19 protein-coding genes are annotated in these 17,720 nt (G+C 64.1%); 8 read left to right on the top strand and 11 right to left on the bottom strand.

The window, feature by feature from the left end:
• Positions 1 to 7: 7 nt before the first annotated feature.
• From FJ954_RS18675 to FJ954_RS18645, 7 genes are all read right to left on the bottom strand, one after another.
• Complete coding sequence (locus tag FJ954_RS18675; RefSeq protein WP_140662362.1) at positions 8 to 217, bottom strand: formate dehydrogenase; 210 nt, start codon at positions 215 to 217, stop codon at positions 8 to 10.
• A gap of 42 nt (positions 218 to 259) precedes the next feature.
• Positions 260 to 931 carry a molecular chaperone TorD family protein gene (locus FJ954_RS18670; RefSeq protein WP_140662360.1) on the bottom strand — a complete coding sequence of 224 codons (672 nt, stop codon included), beginning with the start codon at positions 929 to 931 and terminating at the stop codon, positions 260 to 262.
• Positions 932 to 1,123: 192 nt separating this feature from the next.
• Entirely contained in the window at positions 1,124 to 1,837 is a 714-nt protein-coding gene (locus FJ954_RS18665; RefSeq protein WP_140662358.1) for a DUF3306 domain-containing protein, read from the bottom strand.
• Positions 1,834 to 2,358, bottom strand: a complete 525-nt coding sequence (locus FJ954_RS18660) for a DUF3305 domain-containing protein (RefSeq protein WP_348641139.1) — start codon at positions 2,356 to 2,358, stop codon at positions 1,834 to 1,836. Before FJ954_RS18660 ends, FJ954_RS18665 begins: the two co-directional genes overlap by 4 nt.
• 5 nt (positions 2,359 to 2,363) lie before the next feature.
• Positions 2,364 to 3,380, bottom strand: coding sequence for a DUF6352 family protein (locus tag FJ954_RS18655; protein ID WP_140662357.1), 1,017 nt, complete (start codon positions 3,378 to 3,380; stop codon positions 2,364 to 2,366).
• Entirely contained in the window at positions 3,377 to 3,919 is a 543-nt protein-coding gene (locus FJ954_RS18650; RefSeq protein ID WP_140662355.1) for a DUF6505 family protein, read from the bottom strand. The genes FJ954_RS18655 and FJ954_RS18650 overlap by 4 nt, the downstream gene beginning before the upstream one ends.
• Positions 3,910 to 4,656: a biotin/lipoate--protein ligase family protein gene (locus FJ954_RS18645; protein ID WP_140662353.1), complete on the bottom strand. Its 747-nt coding sequence runs from the start codon at positions 4,654 to 4,656 to the stop codon at positions 3,910 to 3,912. Before FJ954_RS18645 ends, FJ954_RS18650 begins: the two co-directional genes overlap by 10 nt.
• A gap of 110 nt (positions 4,657 to 4,766) precedes the next feature.
• Here FJ954_RS18645 and FJ954_RS18640 point away from each other — a divergent pair, with 110 nt between their 5' ends.
• Positions 4,767 to 6,803 carry a 4Fe-4S binding protein gene (locus FJ954_RS18640; protein WP_140662352.1) on the top strand — a complete coding sequence of 679 codons (2,037 nt, stop codon included), beginning with the start codon at positions 4,767 to 4,769 and terminating at the stop codon, positions 6,801 to 6,803.
• Positions 6,804 to 6,805: 2 nt separating this feature from the next.
• Here the strand turns inward: FJ954_RS18640 and FJ954_RS18635 are convergent, their stop codons facing one another.
• Positions 6,806 to 8,065, bottom strand: a complete 1,260-nt coding sequence (locus tag FJ954_RS18635) for a hypothetical protein (RefSeq protein ID WP_246681102.1) — start codon at positions 8,063 to 8,065, stop codon at positions 6,806 to 6,808.
• 128 nt (positions 8,066 to 8,193) lie between these two features.
• On the opposite strand from FJ954_RS18635, the gene FJ954_RS18630 reads away from it, so the two are divergent.
• Positions 8,194 to 8,400 (top strand): DUF6494 family protein, encoded by a 207-nt coding sequence (locus FJ954_RS18630; RefSeq protein ID WP_064994243.1) that lies wholly within the window; start codon positions 8,194 to 8,196, stop codon positions 8,398 to 8,400.
• A 26-nt stretch (positions 8,401 to 8,426) separates the two neighbouring features.
• On the opposite strand, the gene FJ954_RS18625 is transcribed toward FJ954_RS18630, so the two are convergent.
• Entirely contained in the window at positions 8,427 to 9,302 is an 876-nt protein-coding gene (locus FJ954_RS18625; protein ID WP_140662463.1) for a helix-turn-helix transcriptional regulator, read from the bottom strand.
• Between the two features lie 95 nt (positions 9,303 to 9,397).
• On the opposite strand from FJ954_RS18625, the gene FJ954_RS18620 reads away from it, so the two are divergent.
• From FJ954_RS18620 to FJ954_RS18600, 5 genes are read left to right on the top strand one after another with little or no spacing between them, the layout of a single operon-like run.
• Positions 9,398 to 10,090: an ABC transporter permease gene (locus FJ954_RS18620; protein ID WP_140662349.1), complete on the top strand. Its 693-nt coding sequence runs from the start codon at positions 9,398 to 9,400 to the stop codon at positions 10,088 to 10,090.
• Between the two features lie 3 nt (positions 10,091 to 10,093).
• Positions 10,094 to 10,816 carry an ATP-binding cassette domain-containing protein gene (locus FJ954_RS18615; RefSeq protein ID WP_140662347.1) on the top strand — a complete coding sequence of 241 codons (723 nt, stop codon included), beginning with the start codon at positions 10,094 to 10,096 and terminating at the stop codon, positions 10,814 to 10,816.
• 21 nt (positions 10,817 to 10,837) lie between these two features.
• Positions 10,838 to 11,665, top strand: a complete 828-nt coding sequence (locus FJ954_RS18610) for an extracellular solute-binding protein (protein WP_140662345.1) — start codon at positions 10,838 to 10,840, stop codon at positions 11,663 to 11,665.
• A gap of 42 nt (positions 11,666 to 11,707) precedes the next feature.
• Positions 11,708 to 12,835, top strand: coding sequence for a molybdopterin-binding protein (locus FJ954_RS18605; RefSeq protein ID WP_140662344.1), 1,128 nt, complete (start codon positions 11,708 to 11,710; stop codon positions 12,833 to 12,835).
• A gap of 14 nt (positions 12,836 to 12,849) precedes the next feature.
• A complete protein-coding gene (locus FJ954_RS18600) occupies positions 12,850 to 14,799 on the top strand; it encodes a molybdopterin biosynthesis protein (RefSeq protein ID WP_140662342.1) in 1,950 nt (649 codons plus the stop codon).
• Here the strand turns inward: FJ954_RS18600 and mobA are convergent.
• Both mobA and FJ954_RS18590 read right to left on the bottom strand, forming a co-directional pair.
• Entirely contained in the window at positions 14,783 to 15,424 is a 642-nt protein-coding gene (mobA, locus tag FJ954_RS18595) for a molybdenum cofactor guanylyltransferase MobA (protein WP_181177861.1), read from the bottom strand. The two genes, FJ954_RS18600 and mobA, sit on opposite strands and share 17 nt — an antisense overlap.
• Positions 15,414 to 16,307 carry a formate dehydrogenase accessory sulfurtransferase FdhD gene (locus FJ954_RS18590; protein WP_140662340.1) on the bottom strand — a complete coding sequence of 298 codons (894 nt, stop codon included), beginning with the start codon at positions 16,305 to 16,307 and terminating at the stop codon, positions 15,414 to 15,416. Before FJ954_RS18590 ends, mobA begins: the two co-directional genes overlap by 11 nt.
• 141 nt (positions 16,308 to 16,448) lie before the next feature.
• Between FJ954_RS18590 and glp the strand changes: the two genes are divergently transcribed.
• A complete protein-coding gene (gene glp, locus FJ954_RS18585; protein ID WP_140662338.1) occupies positions 16,449 to 17,705 on the top strand; it encodes a gephyrin-like molybdotransferase Glp in 1,257 nt (418 codons plus the stop codon).
• Positions 17,706 to 17,720 lie beyond the last annotated feature (15 nt).

The raw sequence follows: 17,720 nt of genomic DNA, 5'->3' as shown, positions 1-17,720 counted from the left end.
GGCGGCCTCACTTCTTTTCAGGGTAGCGGTTCACACGGTAATAGGCCTTGACGTGATCGGTTTCCCGGTAGCGGGCCCGCATCTCGTCTTCACCGGGGTCATAGGCTTGCGCTTCGCTCGGAGCCAGTGCCGCCGCCGCAACGGCGGTGGTGGAGGCGCCGCCGAACGCCCGGAGGAAGCTGCGCCGGCTCAGTCCCGTCGATCGCTCCTCCTGCATTGCAACCTCCATCTGTCAGGGCATCCGGCCCGCTTGCATTTCCTATGCGCTTCGCCGCGTCTCCATGGCAAAGGCTTCACTTTCGATGTCGATAAAGGTTCGACCGACCACGCCGACCGATCGGTAGAATTTCGCCGTTTTTGCGCTTTCCAGGTCGCCAAAGAAACGTCCGGCCCAGGGCGCGAGGTGCCGTTGGAAGAAAGCCTGCTCTTCGCCCGCCGCCACCTCGAAATGATTGCTGGCAAAGCCGCTCATGATCTCGCAGAGCGTTCCGAGATGATCCTCGGGGTCGCAGTGGCCGGCGGCTCGCTCGATGCCCAGGCGCATCATGTCCTGGCGCAGCCGGGCGAGTGGCCGTTCGTTGAGAAAGCCGGTGAGATAGTATGAAGCGTAGGGGAGAAGCTCTCCGCGTCCCACGCCGATGAAAAGTTCGAAATATTCGCGATTGATATCATCGGCGCAGGTGCAGGCCGCTGCCCGGCCCAAGGCAGCGTGAGCGCGACCGAGCGGCGTGTCGCTGCTGTTTTGCAGGCGGGCAAGCCGGGTCAGGAAGCCGCTATCGGGTGGCCTGAGCAATAGCAGCGCGAAGAGGGCATATTCGTCGGCGCGGGCTTGATCGATATCGTCAAGATCAGCGCCATCGAAATCGATGATTGAAGCATCCGCTCCATCCGACGATCCATACGCCTGGTCCAGGGGCAAGTCCGGGTTCATCGTGTGACCTTGACCGTGCTTCCGAGATTAGGTCAGCGATTGTAGCCCCACCCCGAACGATTGCAACAGCTGTCTGACGAATTCGTGCGGCTGGTCTAGTAGCAAGTCGGTGTTGGTCGTGTGACCTTGATCGTGGGCCCCTGATTGGGTGAGCTATCGTGGCTCTGAGTACGGGTGCAGCAGGTCCCGGCGTCAGCGCGGGATCGCTCTGCCGTGGCGCGGCCGGGAGAGGACCTCGGTACTTCGCGAGGGCGGAGAGACAGGGCCCGCGTCCGCCGCCTCTATCTCACCTGCTCCGTCAACTGGCGACCTCACCTCGGTAGGCTCGACGGTCTGGGCTTCTGGCGCATCGATATCAGCTTCGCCAACTGGCGGCGTATTCTCCGGCCATTGGGCGTGCGCTTCGCCGGGCGCCCGGGCGGGCGAAGGCCGGGGAATTGCGGCTGTTTCCCGCTCATTCGCTTCGATGGGTAAAGCCATCTTTGATAGAAAGCTGACGACTGCTTCCTTCGCGTCCAGCGGGCCGAACCCTGGCATCGAACCCGCCTGGTTGAAGTCCCAAGCGTATTCGGAGGGACCGACATAATCGCGAATTGCCGGATCGAGAGACCACATCCTGCGCGTCGCGGCGCTCCTCAGCGCCGCAGGGACGCCTTTTTTCAAGAAGGCCGTAATGTCGCTTTCAGGCGTCAGGTCCTCGACGCGGGGGAGGGGCTCGGCGGGTCCGTCTGGTTCGTTTTGCGTCGATCCCGCATCCTGAGCCGTGGCTCGGCGGGCAGCGCCGGCATCCAACGCCGCAGCGTCAGGTACCGGCTTCTCGTCGTCCGTTGCTTGAAGTCCGGCGGAGCGCACAGACAGCTTCCGGCGCGACCAGCGGGCGAAGATGTTATCATTGCCGCCGCTCATTCCTTGTCTCCAGTCCCGGAAGGCCAATTGCGCCCCGCATCAAGGTTTGCCCGATCGCGCTTGCGCTTGACGAACGGCCGCTCGACATGGTGGGCTTCGACGAAGGCGGCAAGCTGCTGCTGGATCTCGACCGGCATCGGCACCGCCTCGATGATGTCGGTGCCGGACTCCGTCAGCGACTCGGCGTCCGAGGGATCGGCGGTTACCAATTGCAGCAGGACCCCGGGAGGCGCATTCGTGTGCCGGAGCGATACCCACAGGCTCGGCTGCTGAGAACGTAAGTTCTCCCGGTACATCGTCGTGTCCGCTCCGAAGAACTCGATGTCCGCCGTTCCCGCATAATAGCGGGTTACTGTTGCGGTTTCATCGAGCGCCGTCCAAGCTGCGGCTACCGGAACGCCGACGAGCACCGCAACGGGCATCCAGGCATGATCGACCCACGGGTTCTGCAGAGTTCGTCGCTCGACGACGACACCGACTTGAGTTGTTTCCCGAACCAATTCGGAATCCTGACTGTCCACAATGCCTAACTTGCGGGTGTGGCGGCTCGAAGCGGCAGGCCGGCGATTAGGTTCTGCGGCTTCATGCGAACCATGCGGTCGGGTGTCATCGCCATGATCAACCAGATCGGCCGCGCACCCACTTCCGGCCTAACTTCGTCGAATTCGGAGAAGTCGAGCCGAAACAAAGCTATAATGCGCTTTGCCGCCTCAGGGTCAAGGTCCTTGCCTGTCCACAGCGCATTGCCGATACGCGTCGCCTCCGCGTCCAGACCGACGAACCATGCCCAATCGTCGTCCTCGGTCCTCTCGACCGGCTCAACGCTCACCTCAATGGCCAGCAGATGGCGTATCCAGACCTCGATCGCGGCGGCAAGGCCGCGCCGCGCCGGACTGTCGACGTCGCCGAGGCCAAGCACCATGTCAAAGGCATCGCTCCTGCCGAAATAGCTGCCGGCATTCTTCTCCTCGAGGATCTGCAGCTCGGTGACGGCAGGCCCTCCGAGCATGTTCAGGAGAGGGGAGGCGTGACGGTTCTGCTCGTGGACTTCAATGGTTTCCGCGTCGGCGAGCAGCAGCGCTCCTTCATGGAGGGTCACCCGCTGGGCACGGTAAAACAGCTCGGCCGCACGAAGCACGAAGGGATCGTCGTCCCCGTCAAGCGCATTGCGCAGCACCAGCTGCGCAAGCTGGTTCATGAACAGGGGCGGAATGTCGGCAGCCGAGCCGCGCGCGAGTTCGAGATAGCAGGCTTCGAGGGACGGCGCTGCCAAAAGGCGATTTCGAAAGGCAATCATGAACTCCCAGTTTTCCCGAGCATCCGGGTCGTCGATCGCTGCGATCTCCTCGTTCCCGACCGGCCGGCGCGGATCGTGCATCAGCAGCTCGTGATGCAGCCGCAACTCCGCCGCGCACGCATCTTCCGGCGGCAGAAGCTCAGGGCGAGCCAAATAAGCTTTGAGGAACGGATCAGTCACCATCAACCGGCCTGCCTTGTCGCGATCGAGCAGATGGTGGCCCGAAGAAATCCAGAAATCCATCATTTGTGCCTACCCGCCAGCACCACAATGTCGACTTCTTCCATCGCACCCTCTTCTCCCTCGACCTCGATGATGCGGAATGCGGCCGCCGGATCAAGGCGGCTCACCTTCCGGTGCAGGGTGCGGAACGATTCACGGATGCCCGCCTCCTCGCCAGCGCGGTGCAGCGCAACAAGGGTGTTCGGCGGATGACTGCACAGGGACTGCGCGAAGGCGATTTCCTCCTCGGCGGCCGCGCGCGCGACCGCCATCCCGGGCGCTCCGCAACGGGCGACAAGCTGCTCGGCCAGTCTTTCGGTCGCAGCCGCGACTTCTTCCGCGGTGGCCTCCGTCACGATGACGAGGGTGGACCAGCCGAAGCTCTCAACACCCAGGAAGCCGGCGCGGAAGGCTTGTCGTTCCTTGCCGGAGAGGCTTTCGACATCGGCGGCGAAGAACCGGAAAGTCCCCGCGACGGCCCACTCGCCGGGTTCCGCGGCGTGGGAATAGACGAAGCCATCCGACGGATCTAGGCGGATCGTGCGCAGAAGCTTTAGAGCCATGGCATACCCGTAGCGGGATCGAGCCACGAAGGTGAGCCAAGAGCTTCCACCAAACTCCGCTTTTCGGAGGCTCCCGGGCAAGGCTTCCCCGGAAGCAGCAGGTCGCCATTGTCAGCGATCCGAACGTCCTGGCCTCGGTGTGAGGAGCGGTGCAGCCATTGGCTGGCGAGCGATGCGAAGCCAGTTTCGCCCCATTCGTGGAACGCGTTCATCAGGTGACGGGAGAAGCTGGCGATGATCTCACCAGGATCGGGGGCTTCGAAGCCCAATTCGTCAAGCGCGCCGAGTAGCGGCCGCTCGCCAGGTTCGTAAGCGCGCACGGCCGCGATGCGGATCATGGCAGAAAAGACGAGCCAGGCCGGCGTCTCCTCGTCGCGAGCTCCCTCAGGCCAGCCCAGGCGTCCGCCGCCAACGAGAGCGCCGTCGATGTGGATCGCGTCCGGCCAGTCGAAGGTGACCGGCATTTCAGGCGGTGCACGCGCGGCAAGCGCGTCGGCCAGAGCGTTCATTCCGGCATAGATGGCAAGGCGGGCCTGCGCCAACGATTGTTCAGGCTCCAGGACGACCGCGAACTCGGCCAGATCATAGCGCCGTACCCAGACCAGCGTCCCTGCACCCTGCTCGCCGGCAATGGCGCGGGCGTGCTCAAAGGCATCGCCGGCTTCTCTCAAGACAGTGAGGCTGTAGAGCGGGGGCAGATCGAGGGCGCGGTCGGTGACCGAAGCACGCTGGGACATAATGCCGATCCATTTTTGATGACGGCGGCCTAATTCTCCAATAATGTATATACTGTCTCTACAGTAAAGGCGCTACCGCAGCGGGCGGTGTCGCGTAGCGGGGAGGCGAAATGAGCCTGGACAAACCGCGCACGGTCTTCATCTGCTCCTGCGAGCGCAGCATGCCTGGTTTTGGCGACAGCGTGCGCCGCGGATGCAAAGACGCTCAGGTGCAATCGAGCGATCAGCTGTGCGGCGCCGAAATCGATCGTATCCGCAACAGATTGAGCGAGGGGGGAGCCATCACCATAGCCTGCACACAGCAGGCGCCGCTTTTCCGCGAAGTCGCTGAGGAAATCGGCTTTGCGGGTGACCTCGATTTCGTGAACATCCGCGAGGCGGCAGGCTGGTCGGCAGAGGCCGCATCCGCCGGGCCGAAGGCGGCGGCACTCGTCGCGATGGTGGCCGAACCGACCTCGCCGCCCGCCCTCGTCACGCTTCGAAGCAATGGCGTGGTGCTGGTTTATGGCCGCGACCAGTCGGCAATGGAGGTCGCCCGCCAGCTTGCCGGGGATCTGGACGTGACCGTCCTGCTGACGCGACCCGAGGAGGTTACACCCAACCGCGTATGGGATTTCCCCGTCGTGCGGGGCAGGATCCGCAACGCACAAGGCCATCTGGGCGCCTTCGAGCTGACCGTTGACGATTTCGCGTTGCCAGTTCCCTCTTCGCGCGACCGCCTGCGCTTCGGTGCGGCTCGTGACGGCGCAATCTCTAAAGCGGACATCGTGATCGACCTCTCCGGCGGCGTTCCGCTATTTCCGGCTCACGACCTGCGCGCGGGCTACCTCAAAGCGGATTCCGCCGACCGGGCCGCGGTAACCGCCGTGATCGCCAAGGCTGCTGGCCTCGTCGGCGAATTTGACAAGCCGCGCTACATCGATTTTTCCGCCGATCTGTGCGCCCATTCACGCTCCCGCATCATCGGTTGCACGCGTTGCCTGGATCTGTGCCCTACCGGTGCGATTGCCTCGGCCGGCGATCACGTGATCGTCGACGCAGAAATCTGCGCCGGTTGCGGCAATTGCGCGGCCGCCTGTCCGACCGGTGCAGCCGCATATGCCGTTCCGGATGCGCAAATCCTGCTTCGGCGGCTGCGTTCGCTCCTGGTCACATATCGAGAGGCGGGTGGCAGGGATCCGGTCGTTCTGTTCCATGACGGCTACCACGGCGAGCCGCTTATTGACGCGCTCGCGCGGTTCGGCCCAGGCCTGCCTGCGAATGTACTGCCAGTCGCCGTGAACGAGATAACGCAATTGGGAATAGAGGCGTGGATAGCGCCGGTGGCATGGGGCGCGGCGGCGGTGATGGCGCTCGCCTCCGCGAAGCCCAAGCACGAGCTCACCGGCTTGGCCCGCAACGTCACCATCGCCAATCTGCTCGCGCGATCGCTCGGCTACGGGTCAGAACTCTGCGGCCTGATCGAAACCAATGATCCGGACATGCTGAGGTTGGCGCTCGACCGTGTGCAACCGGGCTCCAGCACGCCGACGCCGACGACCTTCCTGCCCCTGGGGGACAAGCGCAGCCTGTTGCGAAACACCTTGATCGAACTGCATCGCGCCGCGCCGACGCCAGTGGAGCGCGTAGCGCTCCCAGCGGCAGCGCCGTTCGGCGGGCTCGATATCAATGTCGAGGGCTGCACGCTCTGCCTCTCCTGCGTGTCGGCGTGCCCAACGGGTGCGCTCTCCGACAGCGAGCAACAGCCTGCATTGTACTTTTCCGAAAGCGCCTGCGTCCAATGCGGGCTCTGCGCTGCGACTTGTCCGGAGAAGGTGATCCGTCTCGCCCCGCGGGTCGATTTCCCGGCATGGAGCGCGCCACGTCGGGTCGTCAAGCAAGAACAGCCCTACGAGTGCATCCGCTGCGGCAATCCGTTCGGGACCCGCAGTACGGTAGAGCGGATCGTCGCCAAGCTGGAAGGCAGGCACTGGATGTTCTCGGGCGAAAACGCGCGGCGGCTGGAACTGGTGCGGATGTGCGACAATTGCCGCGTCGATGCCGCCATGAGCGAAGACCTCGATCCCTATGCCGGTCCTGGCCGGCCGGCCCCGCGAACGACAGAGGATTATCTCCGGGACCGGAACTCGGAAACCAAACGGGTCTAAACTCAGTTGCTGCGGGTCTCGGCCTGTAGGAATCGTATCAGCGCCGCCCGATGCTCGGGGTCGCGAATGGTCTGCTCGGGCATCTTGGTGCCCGGCGTGTATCTGCTCGGGCCAAGCTCGAACAGCTTCGATACCGTTTCGGGCGTCCAGACGATGTCCATCTCCCTGAAAGCGGGCGAGTATCGGTAGCCAGGCACGGATGCGATCCTGCGGCCGAAGATGCCGTGAAGCGTGGGGCCGGCGCGATCGCCCTCGTGGGGATCGAGCGTGTGGCATGCGACGCAGGCGCGGAACACCTCCGCGTCCGGATTGCCGGCATATTCGGCCATCGGATCGGCAGAACCCCCGACGGTGGTTCCGAGCCGTTGCCCGTTCTCGACATTCCATTCTCCCACCACGTGATCCCCGCCGCCGCTCAAAAGCGTCTTTCCGTCAGGCGAGAAGGCAAGGGCCCAAACCGGCACGCCCGCGGTGCCAAATGTGCGAACAGGCTGCAGGCTTTTGACGTCGAGCAGCACAATTTCACCTTTGATCGAAGAGGCGGCGATGTATCGTTCATTCAACGTGACGGCGAGCGCGGTGATCGGACTTGACGAAGCTGCAACTTCGGCCAGGATCGTCCCGCCGCGGTTCAGTTCACTCAGCTTGCCGTCCGCGCCCCCGACGAACACGCGATCGCTCCTCGTCGCCACCATTGCGCTGAGGGGTGCAGGCATCGCGACCCTGACCGGAGCTCCGCCTTCGGCCGGCCAAAGCATGACTGCCGCGTCGTAGCCGGCACTTGCGAGCGTCCCGTCGGAGAGGTATGCAACCGCGTTGACATTGTCCCGATGGCCCTCGAGGACGTGCGGCGGCCCGCCCGAAAGCGGCCACAGCCGCACGCTGGCATCCCAGGAAGCCGAAGCCAGGGTTAAGCCGTCGGGCGAAACTGCGAGCGCCACGACCGGCGCCGAATGGCCTTGCAGGACGGAGACTGGCGTGCTTCGTCCGGCCTCCCAGACCGCAATGCGGCCGTCCGCCCCCGCGGTGGCAAAGCGGCCTTGCGGCAGGGCTGCGACCGCATCAACCTGCCCATCGTGAAACAGCAACACGTCCCTCGCTTCGCCGGTCCTGATCGACCAGATGATCGCCTTGGCGTCGAAACTGCCGGTGATCGCCGTTTGCCCATCCGCCGTCACGGCAATCGCCCGCACTGGTCCGCCGTGACCGCGGAGATCGGCACCCAGCGCGGCGACACCGAAGAGGAACGGAGCAGTTGCCATCAGACACATTGCGAGCGTCGTCTTCATTGCACACCAGGCCGTTCCGTGCTCCCTTGGCGCAGCGCCGCCGTTGCGGGCATCAAGCTTGCTGGACCGGCCATATCGTTCAAACCGTTCGAGGCAATCATATGACCCAGAATATGGAAACCGATCCCTTCAACGTCTCCATGCGCAAGTTCCTTAAGCAGGTCGGTGTGACTTCGCAGCAGGCAATTGAGAAAGCCGTGGCGGAGAAGGGCCTGAAAGGACAAGGCCGACTGACCGTGAGGGCCCTCGTCACGTCTGAGCCAGCAGGCCTGCACCATGTCGTGGAGGGCGAGATCGATCTGGGGTGAGCAGCGACCGAGGTCGGGTTCGGCTGCTACTTCGCGAACCGGATCCGCCCGGCCGGCGATGGATCATACCCGGCAAGCTCGGCAGCGCGGCTGGCGAAGGTGTCTTGCTGCAGCAAACGCAGCAACGCCTGGATCGGTTGCTGAAAGTAGGTCCGCTGCCGCATCAGCAGGTCGAAGCTTTCCCAGGCCAGTGACACAAAATCGAGGCCGGCGGCGCAGGCGGCGGCGCGGGTGGCGATTCCGCAATCGGCCCGTCCGGTACGCACGGCGGCCGCGAGCTCGGGACCGGTAAGGCAGGGGGGCTCCAACCGGTTGACGTCGCGGTGGCTCGCGCCGGCATCCGTCAGCAACAAAGTGAGCAGCATGTCCGCGCCTGCGCCGCGTTGACGAACCGCAATGCGCGCGCCGGTCGCAAGTACGTCGGTCAACGTGTTGAGCGATTTCGGATTGCCTGGCGCCAGCAGCAGGCCCTGCTCGCGGCGGGCGAATCCGACCAGCACCGCATCGTACAGCCGCGGCCTCGTCGCAATCGCGGTTACATTCGGGTCCGGGTCGTCGCTGTGGAAATGGATCGCGGCGACAGACACCTCGCCGCGCAGCAGGCGTGTCACGCCGGCTTCCGTGCCTTCTGTCAGAAAGGCCAGGCCGGAGCCCGACTGACGCAGGCTCCATTCGAGCAGATCATCCTGGCTGCCACCGACGATCGGCGGTGGGTCGGATTGGATCATTCCTCCGGGTCGAACCAGTCCCGACATGACCCAACGGTCGAGTTCATGTCGGGGAAACAGCCACTTGCCGGCCACCTTGCTGCAGGGGAGGCGCTCCTGCGCAATCAGTTCGTAAAGCTTGCGCTCGCCAATGCGCAGATAGTCGGCGGCTTCAGATGTCGTTAGCAATTCCATCCTGCATTGATATGCATATTTCTGTGCCGGTTCAAGAATTTGACTCTGACGGAGGAGTTGCAGGACATTGACGCTGGACAGGATTGCGAGGAGCAATGTCGGAAGGGCTGGGCGCATGGCAACTGATCGCGAGCGGTGACGCCACGCTGTTTGCCATCGTGCGCCTGTCGCTCGCCGTCAGCCTTTCGGCTGTCGCGATTGCCATGGTCGCCGGCCTGCCGCTTGGCGCAATTATCGCGCTCTCGCGCTTTCCAGGTCGTTCGGCGATCGTCGTGGTGCTGAACGGTTTCATGGGCCTGCCGCCGGTGGTGGTCGGGCTGACCGTCTATCTGCTGCTATCGCGATCCGGGCCGCTGGGCGAGTTCGGTCTTTTGTTCACGCCCACCGCCATGGTCTGCGCGCAGGCGCTGCTGGTGTTGCCCATCATCGCCGCTCTGACCCGCCAGACGGTCGAGGATCTGTGGCGCGAATATCGTGAGGAACTGAACGCGATGGAGGTCGGGCCGGCGGGCCTGGTCACGACGCTTTTGTGGGACGGCCGCTTCAGCCTTGTCACGGCTCTGCTCGCGGGCTTCGGCAGGGCGGCGGCCGAAGTTGGCACCGTAATGATCGTCGGCGGCAACATAGATGGCTTCACCCGCACCATGACGACGGCAATCGCACTTGAAACCTCAAAGGGAAATCTGCCGCTCGCCATCGGACTCGGCCTGATTCTGATTTTTCTTATCCTGCTGATCAACGCGGCCGCCTGGGGCGTGCGGGTGTGGTCCGAGCAACGGGCGGGCTAGGGGATGCGGGCCGCTCAGAGCGATCTTCCACTTGTCTTCGATGACGTGTCGCTTATCGTTGGCGCGACGACCATACTCCAGCGGGTGAACCTGACGATCGGGCCACATGCGCCGACGGTGATTGTCGGCCCAAACGGGTCGGGCAAGACCTCCCTGCTGCGGCTTTGCATGGGGCTTACTGTACCTTCGGCCGGAACCCTGACTTGGGGCGGTCGGACCCTCTCCCCGAAGACGCGGCGTGCGATCCTGTTCCAGAAGCCTGTGATGCTGCGGCGCTCGGTGGCCGCGAATGTCGCCTACGGCCTGGCTAGGGCCGGCTGTCCGCGTCGGTTTCGCGCGGCGCGCACGGAGGATCTGCTCGACCGCGTGGGTCTTCTCGATCTGGCGGCACGTCCGGCACGGCATTTGTCAGGCGGGGAGCAGCAGCGGCTGGCGCTCGCTCGCGCACTGGCGCGCCAGCCCGAAATCCTGCTGCTCGACGAGCCGACGGCCAGTCTCGATCCGGCGGCAACACGCTTCGTGGAGGAAATCATCGTGGCCGCCGCCCAATCCGGAACGAAGGTCGTCATGGCGTCGCACCACCTCGGCCAGGTGCGCAGGATCGCTGGAGACGTCGTCTTTCTTGTCCGGGGGCGTGTTTGCGAGCATGCCGTTGCCAGCGACTTTCTGGATCGTCCCGCGACTCGGCAAGCGGCTGCGTTCGTGCGCGGCGAACTCGTGCTTTAATCAACCTGGACGGAGATTGAGATGCTGATCCGCCGAATGTTCTGTGCACTTGTGGTGCTTCTGATGCTCGCGAGCGGCGCGCCTGCCCAGGAGCAGTCGATAGTTGTGGCGTCAACGACCTCGACGCAGGATTCTGGGCTGTTTGACCACATCTTGCCGCTGTTCGAGAAGAAGACCGGCATCGGCGTGAAGGTTGTCGCTCAGGGCACTGGTCAGGCGCTCGACACCGGTCGGCGCGGCGATGCCGATGTGGTCTTTGTCCATGCCAAGGCGCAGGAGGAGAAGTTCATCGAGGAAGGGTTCGGGGTGAAGCGCTTCGACGTGATGTACAACGACTTCGTCCTCGTGGGGCCCAAGAGCGACCCAGCAGGCGTCAGCGGGACCAAGGATATCGCAGCCGCGCTGATCGCCATCGAAGCCAAGAAAGCGGCCTTCGTTTCGCGCGGCGACAGGTCCGGCACCCACTCGGCCGAATTGAGTCTGTGGAAAACGGCCGGCATCGACATCGAGGCGGCCAAGGGCATCTGGTACAAGGAGATCGGCCAGGGCATGGGAGCAGCGCTCAACGCCGCGGCCGCCATGAACGCTTATACGCTTTCCGATCGTGGTACCTGGCTGTCATTCAAGAATCGGGGCGAGTTGGGCATTGCCGTCGAGGGTGACAAGCGGCTGTTCAACCAGTATGGCGTCATGCTGGTGAATCCGCTGAAGCATCCAAGTGTCAAAGCGGACGCCGGCCAGCGCTTCATCAACTGGCTGATCTCTGCGGAGGGCCAGAAGGCGATCAGCGAGTACAAAATCGACGGACAGCAGCTCTTCTTCCCAAACGCGCAGCACGAGCGTTCCTGAAGCTTGTTGCAAACGGGCTCGGGTCTGCTTCACTATCGGGCCATGACGAGAACACTTTCTCCGACAGGTGCGCTCACCACTCTTGAGAGGGCGCTCGCAGTGCTGCTCGACAGTGTGATGCCCGTCGCCACCTGCCTGGTTCCGCTCGATGAGGCTCTTGGGCGCGTGGCTGCCGGGATGCCGGCTGTCGTGCCGGCCCAGCCTGCGCGGGATATCGCTGCCATCGACGGCTGGGCGTGTCGCGCCTTTGACCTCGTGGGAGCGTCGGCCTATTCGCCAGTAGCATTGCCGACCCCGCCCCTCTGGGTGGAGACGGGCGATGCCATGCCTGGAAATCGTGACTGTGTGCTGCAGGCCGGTCTTATCGATTGCGATGGACCGGTGATCCAGGCGGTATCTGAAGCCGCGCCTGGCCAGGGTGTGCGCCGGATGGGCGAGGATATGGCGGCGAACCGCCCGCCAATATTTGAAGGAAAGACAATCGGCGTCGCTGACCTGCTGGTCGCTCGCAAAGTTGGATTGAGCCAACTTGCCGTACGGATTCCGTGCGTGCGCGCGATCGACGTCGCTGCCGAGAGCCACGAGACATTCTCCATGCGGCTCGTGGTCGAGAGCCTGGGTGCCACGGGCGCTTCGATTGCCGAAATAGAGGCCGTCGAGCGTGACGCGACAGCGATCGCTGCCGCTCTTAATGGCCAGGCCTACGATTTGCTGCTCCTGATCGGCGGTACTGGCGATGGCTGCGCCGATGTGACCGCCGAGGCTCTCGCGCGGCGCCGGGTTCTACTCGCGCATGGCATTGCTCTGCGGCCCGGGGGGACAACGGCGATAGGGCGGCTCGGCAAGACACCGATTGTCGCCTTGGCCGGATCGCCGCAGCAGGCTTTCGCGGGGTTCCTTGCACTCGTCCAGCCAGTCTTGGACCGCCTGTCGGGCAGATCTGAACGGTCCGGCATTATCTTGCCGCTCTCGCGGAAAATTTCATCCGCGGTCGGGCTTTGCGAGATCGTTCTGCTCGCAAAGGAGCGGGATGTGTGGACACCGCTCGCTGTCGGCGACTTTTCGCTGGACGCCATGCGTCTTGCCGACGCCTGGCTTGCAGTTCCTGACGATAGCGAGGGGTATGCCGCCGGCACGCCTGTCGCCGCCGTTCCGCTCCGCAACGTTTGATCGAGTGTTCCGCCATGACGCATTCTCCAACATCGGCCCAGCAGAACAGCGGCCAGGAGCAGTTCCTGACGATACTATCGCGCGAAGCTGCACTGGCGCGCTTCGAGACCGAGCTGTTTCCTCGCCCACTACCGACCGAGAAGCGGACGCTGGCCGACGCGCTGGGGCTGGTTCTTGCCGAGGACGTCGCAGCGCCGGTCGACGTGCCGCCGTTCGACCGCTCCAATGTCGACGGTTTCGCGGTACGTGCGGCCGATCTCGCTGCCGCGTCTGAAACGCGTCCCGTTCGGCTTGCGCTGAATGCGGAAGCGATTGCCTGCGGCACGGTTCCGCAACTCCCCGTTCTGACCGGAACCGCCACGTCCATCGCAACCGGCGGACCGCTGCCCCGCGGCGCGGACGCAATCGTCATGGTGGAGCATACCCATCCCGCCGGGTTGAGTGCCATTGAGGTGGGCCGCAGCATCTCGCCCGGCCAGTTTGTCTCCAACGCGGGGTCGGACATGGCGCGAGGAGAAGTCTTGCTGCGCACCGGAACGCAAATCGGCTCGCGCGAGATCGGGATGCTCGCTGCCTGCGGAATCGCACAGCTGACAGTGGCTCGCAGGCCACGCGTGGCCGTGCTCTCCACTGGCGATGAACTCGTTCAGCCGGGCGAGCCGTTGCGACCGGCCGGCATCTATGATGCCAACGGCCCGATCATCGCTGCGGCTGTCACTGAAAATGGCGGCGAGGCGCATTTTCTCGGCGCCTTTCCCGACGACGAGGCGAGACTTGAGAAGGCTATGCGCGAGGCGCTCGCCGCCCACGACGTGCTGCTCCTGTCGGGCGGCACGTCCAAGGGGGCAGGGGATGTCACGCATCGCATTATCGGCCGCCTGGGCAAGCCCGGTATCATCGCCCACGGCGTTGCGCTGAAGCCCGGAAAGCCGCTCTGCCTGGCTGTGTGCGGGGGCAAGCCGGTCATCATCCTGCCGGGATTTCCGACCTCGGCCATGTTCACCTTCCATGACATGGTGGTACCCGCCCTGCGGCGCATGGCGGGGCTGCCGCCTCGCGTCGATACTCAGGTCACCGCAAGCCTTCCGTTGCGGGTTCCTTCCGAACTCGGACGGACCGAATTCGCCATGGTCTCTCTTGTGCAAGGGCAGGGAGGATTGACGGCCTATCCGACTGGTAAGGGTTCGGGAGCAATAACATCCTTTGCCCAGGCGGACGGCTTCATCCGCATCGAGGCCCTGGCCGATCACGTGCCTGCCGGTGCCGACGTGGCGGTGACGCTGTTCACACCGGGGGTCCGCGTTCCCGACCTTGTCGTCATTGGCAGTCATTGCATCGGCCTCGATCTGGTCGTTGGCGAACTTTCGCGCCGCGGGATTTCGGTGCGCTCGCTGCCTGTGGGAAGCCTGGGCGGTCTTGCGGCGGCCAAGCGCGGCGAGTGCGATCTCGCCCCCATCCATCTCTTCGACCCGAAGACGCGGATTTACAACGCGCCTTTCCTCGGTGACGGTCTCGAACTCGTGCCAGGCTGGCGGCGCATGCAAGGTTTGGTATTCCGCCAAGGGGACGAGCGTTTCGAGGGCCTCGGCGCGGAGGAGGCGGTCCGTGCGGCGCTCGCCGACCCTGATTGCATGATGGTCAACCGCAACCAAGGCTCGGGAACGCGTATCCTAATCGACCAACTGCTCGGCGCGGAACGCCCGGACGGCTATTGGAACCAGCCACGCTCGCACAATGCCGTCGCCGCGGCGGTGGCGCAGGAGCGCGCCGACTGGGGAGTCACCATCGCGCCCGTCGCGCGTGCGGCGCGGCTCGGTTTTATCGCGCTGACCGAAGAGCACTACGACTTCGCACTGATATCTGCGCGAAAGGAACGGCCTTCGGTGCACGCATTCCTCGAGGCTCTCCAGACCGACGAGGTACTTTTGGGCCTGGAGCGCGCTGGGTTCAGCCGGCCGGGTTAGCAAAAAGCAACGCGGCCAGGCGCTCAGCTTCGGCAAGATCCTCGACCGTGTTGGCGTTGAAGAACGGGTCCACCGGCCCGACCGGCCAGGATACGGTGGCAAGGCCGAAGCGGGTGGTCCACCGGTCGATCTTGCGGAGACCCTCGTTGGTCAGCGCATGCCGCAATTCATCCCGCAGCGCGACTTTCCACAGCCCGATGACCGGATGCGCCTGGCCGCCGGATGCCGCCACCGCCAAGTCTGCTTTCTCTTTGATGCGCGCCCGCTGGAGGCGTGCAACGAGGTCGCTCGGCAGGAAGGGACAATCTCCGGCAGCGCTGACCACCCATTCTACACCCGGCCTGTTCCCCGCCGTCCAATCGAGTGCGGCGAGTATGCCGGCGAGAGGTCCCGGATAGCTCTCGATCGTGTCGGCGGCAACGGGCAGGCCAAAGCGGGCGAAGCGAGCGGGGTCGCCATTGGCGTTGAGCAGAAGCCCGTCGCATTGCGGCGCTAGCCGGTCGATGACATGCTCAAGCATCGTGCGTCCGCCGATCACACGCGTCGGCTTGTCTCCGCCGCCCATGCGCCGACCCAGACCGCCGGCGAGCACCACGCCCAGCGTTACGGTTCCCTCAGTCGTCATGCTCGGCACCCTTGCGGCGGTGGCGCGGCGCTTCCTCATCGACCGAAGCGAGATCCTGGTCGAAGACGATCCGCTCCTGGCCTGAAAGCACGGTGAAGCGCTTGCCGCGCGCCCGGCCGACCAGCGTCAGACCCACCTGGCGGGCCAGCGCCACGCCCCAGGCGGTGAAGCCGGAGCGCGAGATCAATATCGGAATGCCCATCCGCACCGTCTTGATCGTCATCTCGGAGGTTAGCCGCCCGGTCGTGTAGATGATCTTGTCTGCCGGATCGACGGCGTGGCGGTACATCCAGCCAGCGATCTTGTCGACGGCGTTATGGCGCCCGACGTCCTCCATATAGCAGATTGGCGTGCCCTCCCTGCAAAGGACGCAGCCATGAATCGCGCCTGCTTCCAGATAGAGCGACGGCGTGGTGTTGATCTTGCGCGTCAGCTCGTAGAGCCAGGAGGTGCGAAGCTCAGCGGGCGGAAGTGTGATGTCCTCGATCGCCTCCAACACGTCGCCGAACGCAGTGCCTTGGGCGCAACCCGAGGTCTGCGTCCGCTTTCTGAGCTTCTGCTCGTAGTCGGTGTTGCGCTCGGTGCGAACGACCACGACCTGCAGGTCTTCGTCATACTCGACGTCCGTCACCACGTCGTCAGGCAGAAGCATGTTCTGGTTCAGCAGATAGCCAAGCGCAAGATATTCAGGGTAATCGTTGACCGTCATCATGGTGACGATCTCTTGCGCGTTGAGATAGAGCGTCAGGGCACGTTCTATCGGTACGCGGACCTCCACCGTCGCGCCTGTATGGTCGACGCCCGCGACCAACTCAGTCAGCCGTCGGTCTTGCGGGTCGGGTGTGATGATGGCGTGTTCGGGTTGGCGTCTCATCAAATGCATGGCAGTCTCCTGACGTCGTATTCTGGCTCGCCACTGCTCTGGCCTGATGTATCTTACAGGTGTTCAACCGAAGCTAATTAAAAAAAGCTCGGATTGATGCGATTGCTGCCAAGGCGGCACCCTCGTGCAGTGGGAACATAAATGGCGCAAATCTCGGATGACTGCTTCGCTTTCGGCGGACCGATGCGGCCCATCGACGAGACCGCCGCGCTAATCGCCTCGAAATTGAGTGCCGTGCAGGAGGTCGAGGCGGTCCCGCTCGTGCTGGCGGATGGGCGCTTCCTGGCGAGGGAGATGGTCGCACCGCTGCCGCTGCCACCCTTCACAAATTCTGCGGTCGATGGGTATGCCGTGCGAGGGGCCGACCTGCCGCAAACCGTCAAAACGGCGTTCGCCGTTGCCGGGAGGGTTCAGGCCGGCATGGCGCCGGATGAACCTGTGCTGCCCGGCCAAACGGTGCGCATTTTCACTGGCGCTCCAATGCCCAAGGGGGCCGATACAGTGTTCATGCAGGAAGATGTGAGCGTGGACGGATCTGGCCGGGTCATTCTCCCGCCCGGCTTGAAAACGGGTGCCAATGTCCGTCCTATGGGTGAGGATGTCGCACTGGGTGAAGGCGTCCTCCCAGCCGGCCACCGGCTGCGGCCGCAAGATGTGGCACTCGCCGCCGCATTGGGATTCATCGAACTCCAGGTCAAGCGCAGGATACGTGTCGCAGTGTTCTCGACCGGGGACGAAATCGTTGCGCCTGGAGACCTGCGCGGACCAGCGCAGCTCTTCGACTCGAACCGCTTCATGCTTACGGCAATGCTCGCTCGGCTCTGCTGCGACGTCACCGATCTCGGTATCCTGATGGATGACAGCCGCCTGATTGCCGAAAAGCTGCGCGAAGCGGCATCGAGCCATGACCTGATCCTGACTTCGGGCGGTGTGTCGACGGGCGAGGCCGACTGCGTGAAGGCCGCTGTCGAGAGCGCCGGAACCTTGGTGTTCTGGCGCGTTGCGATCAAGCCGGGCCGGCCCGTCGCCATGGGCGTGATCGATGGAATCCCGCTGATCGGACTTCCTGGCAATCCGGTGGCAAGCTTCGTCACCTTCGCCCATATTGCCCGCCCTGCGATCCTCGCCCTCGTCGGGGCGCGGCAGCAACCGCCGATCCCGATCGCTGTGCGGGCCGGCTTTTCTTACAGCAAGAAGCAGGGACGGCGCGAGTATGTACGAGCAAACGTGCACGCGACCGCGGATGGTTCCTACGAGGCGACGAAGTTCCCCCGAGAAGGCGCCGGACTGCTTTCATCTCTGGTCGCCACGGACGGTCTCGTCGAACTGGGTGAGGAGATAGTCCATGTCGAGCCGGGCCACACGGTCAACTTCCTCGCCTATTCCAGTCTTCTGTGACAGCCGTCCGGCCGC

This window comes from Mesorhizobium sp. B2-3-15, assembly GCF_006442875.1.
Lineage (GTDB): Bacteria > Pseudomonadota > Alphaproteobacteria > Rhizobiales > Rhizobiaceae > Mesorhizobium > Mesorhizobium australicum.
This window is presented reverse-complemented; position numbering and strand designations above follow the sequence as displayed.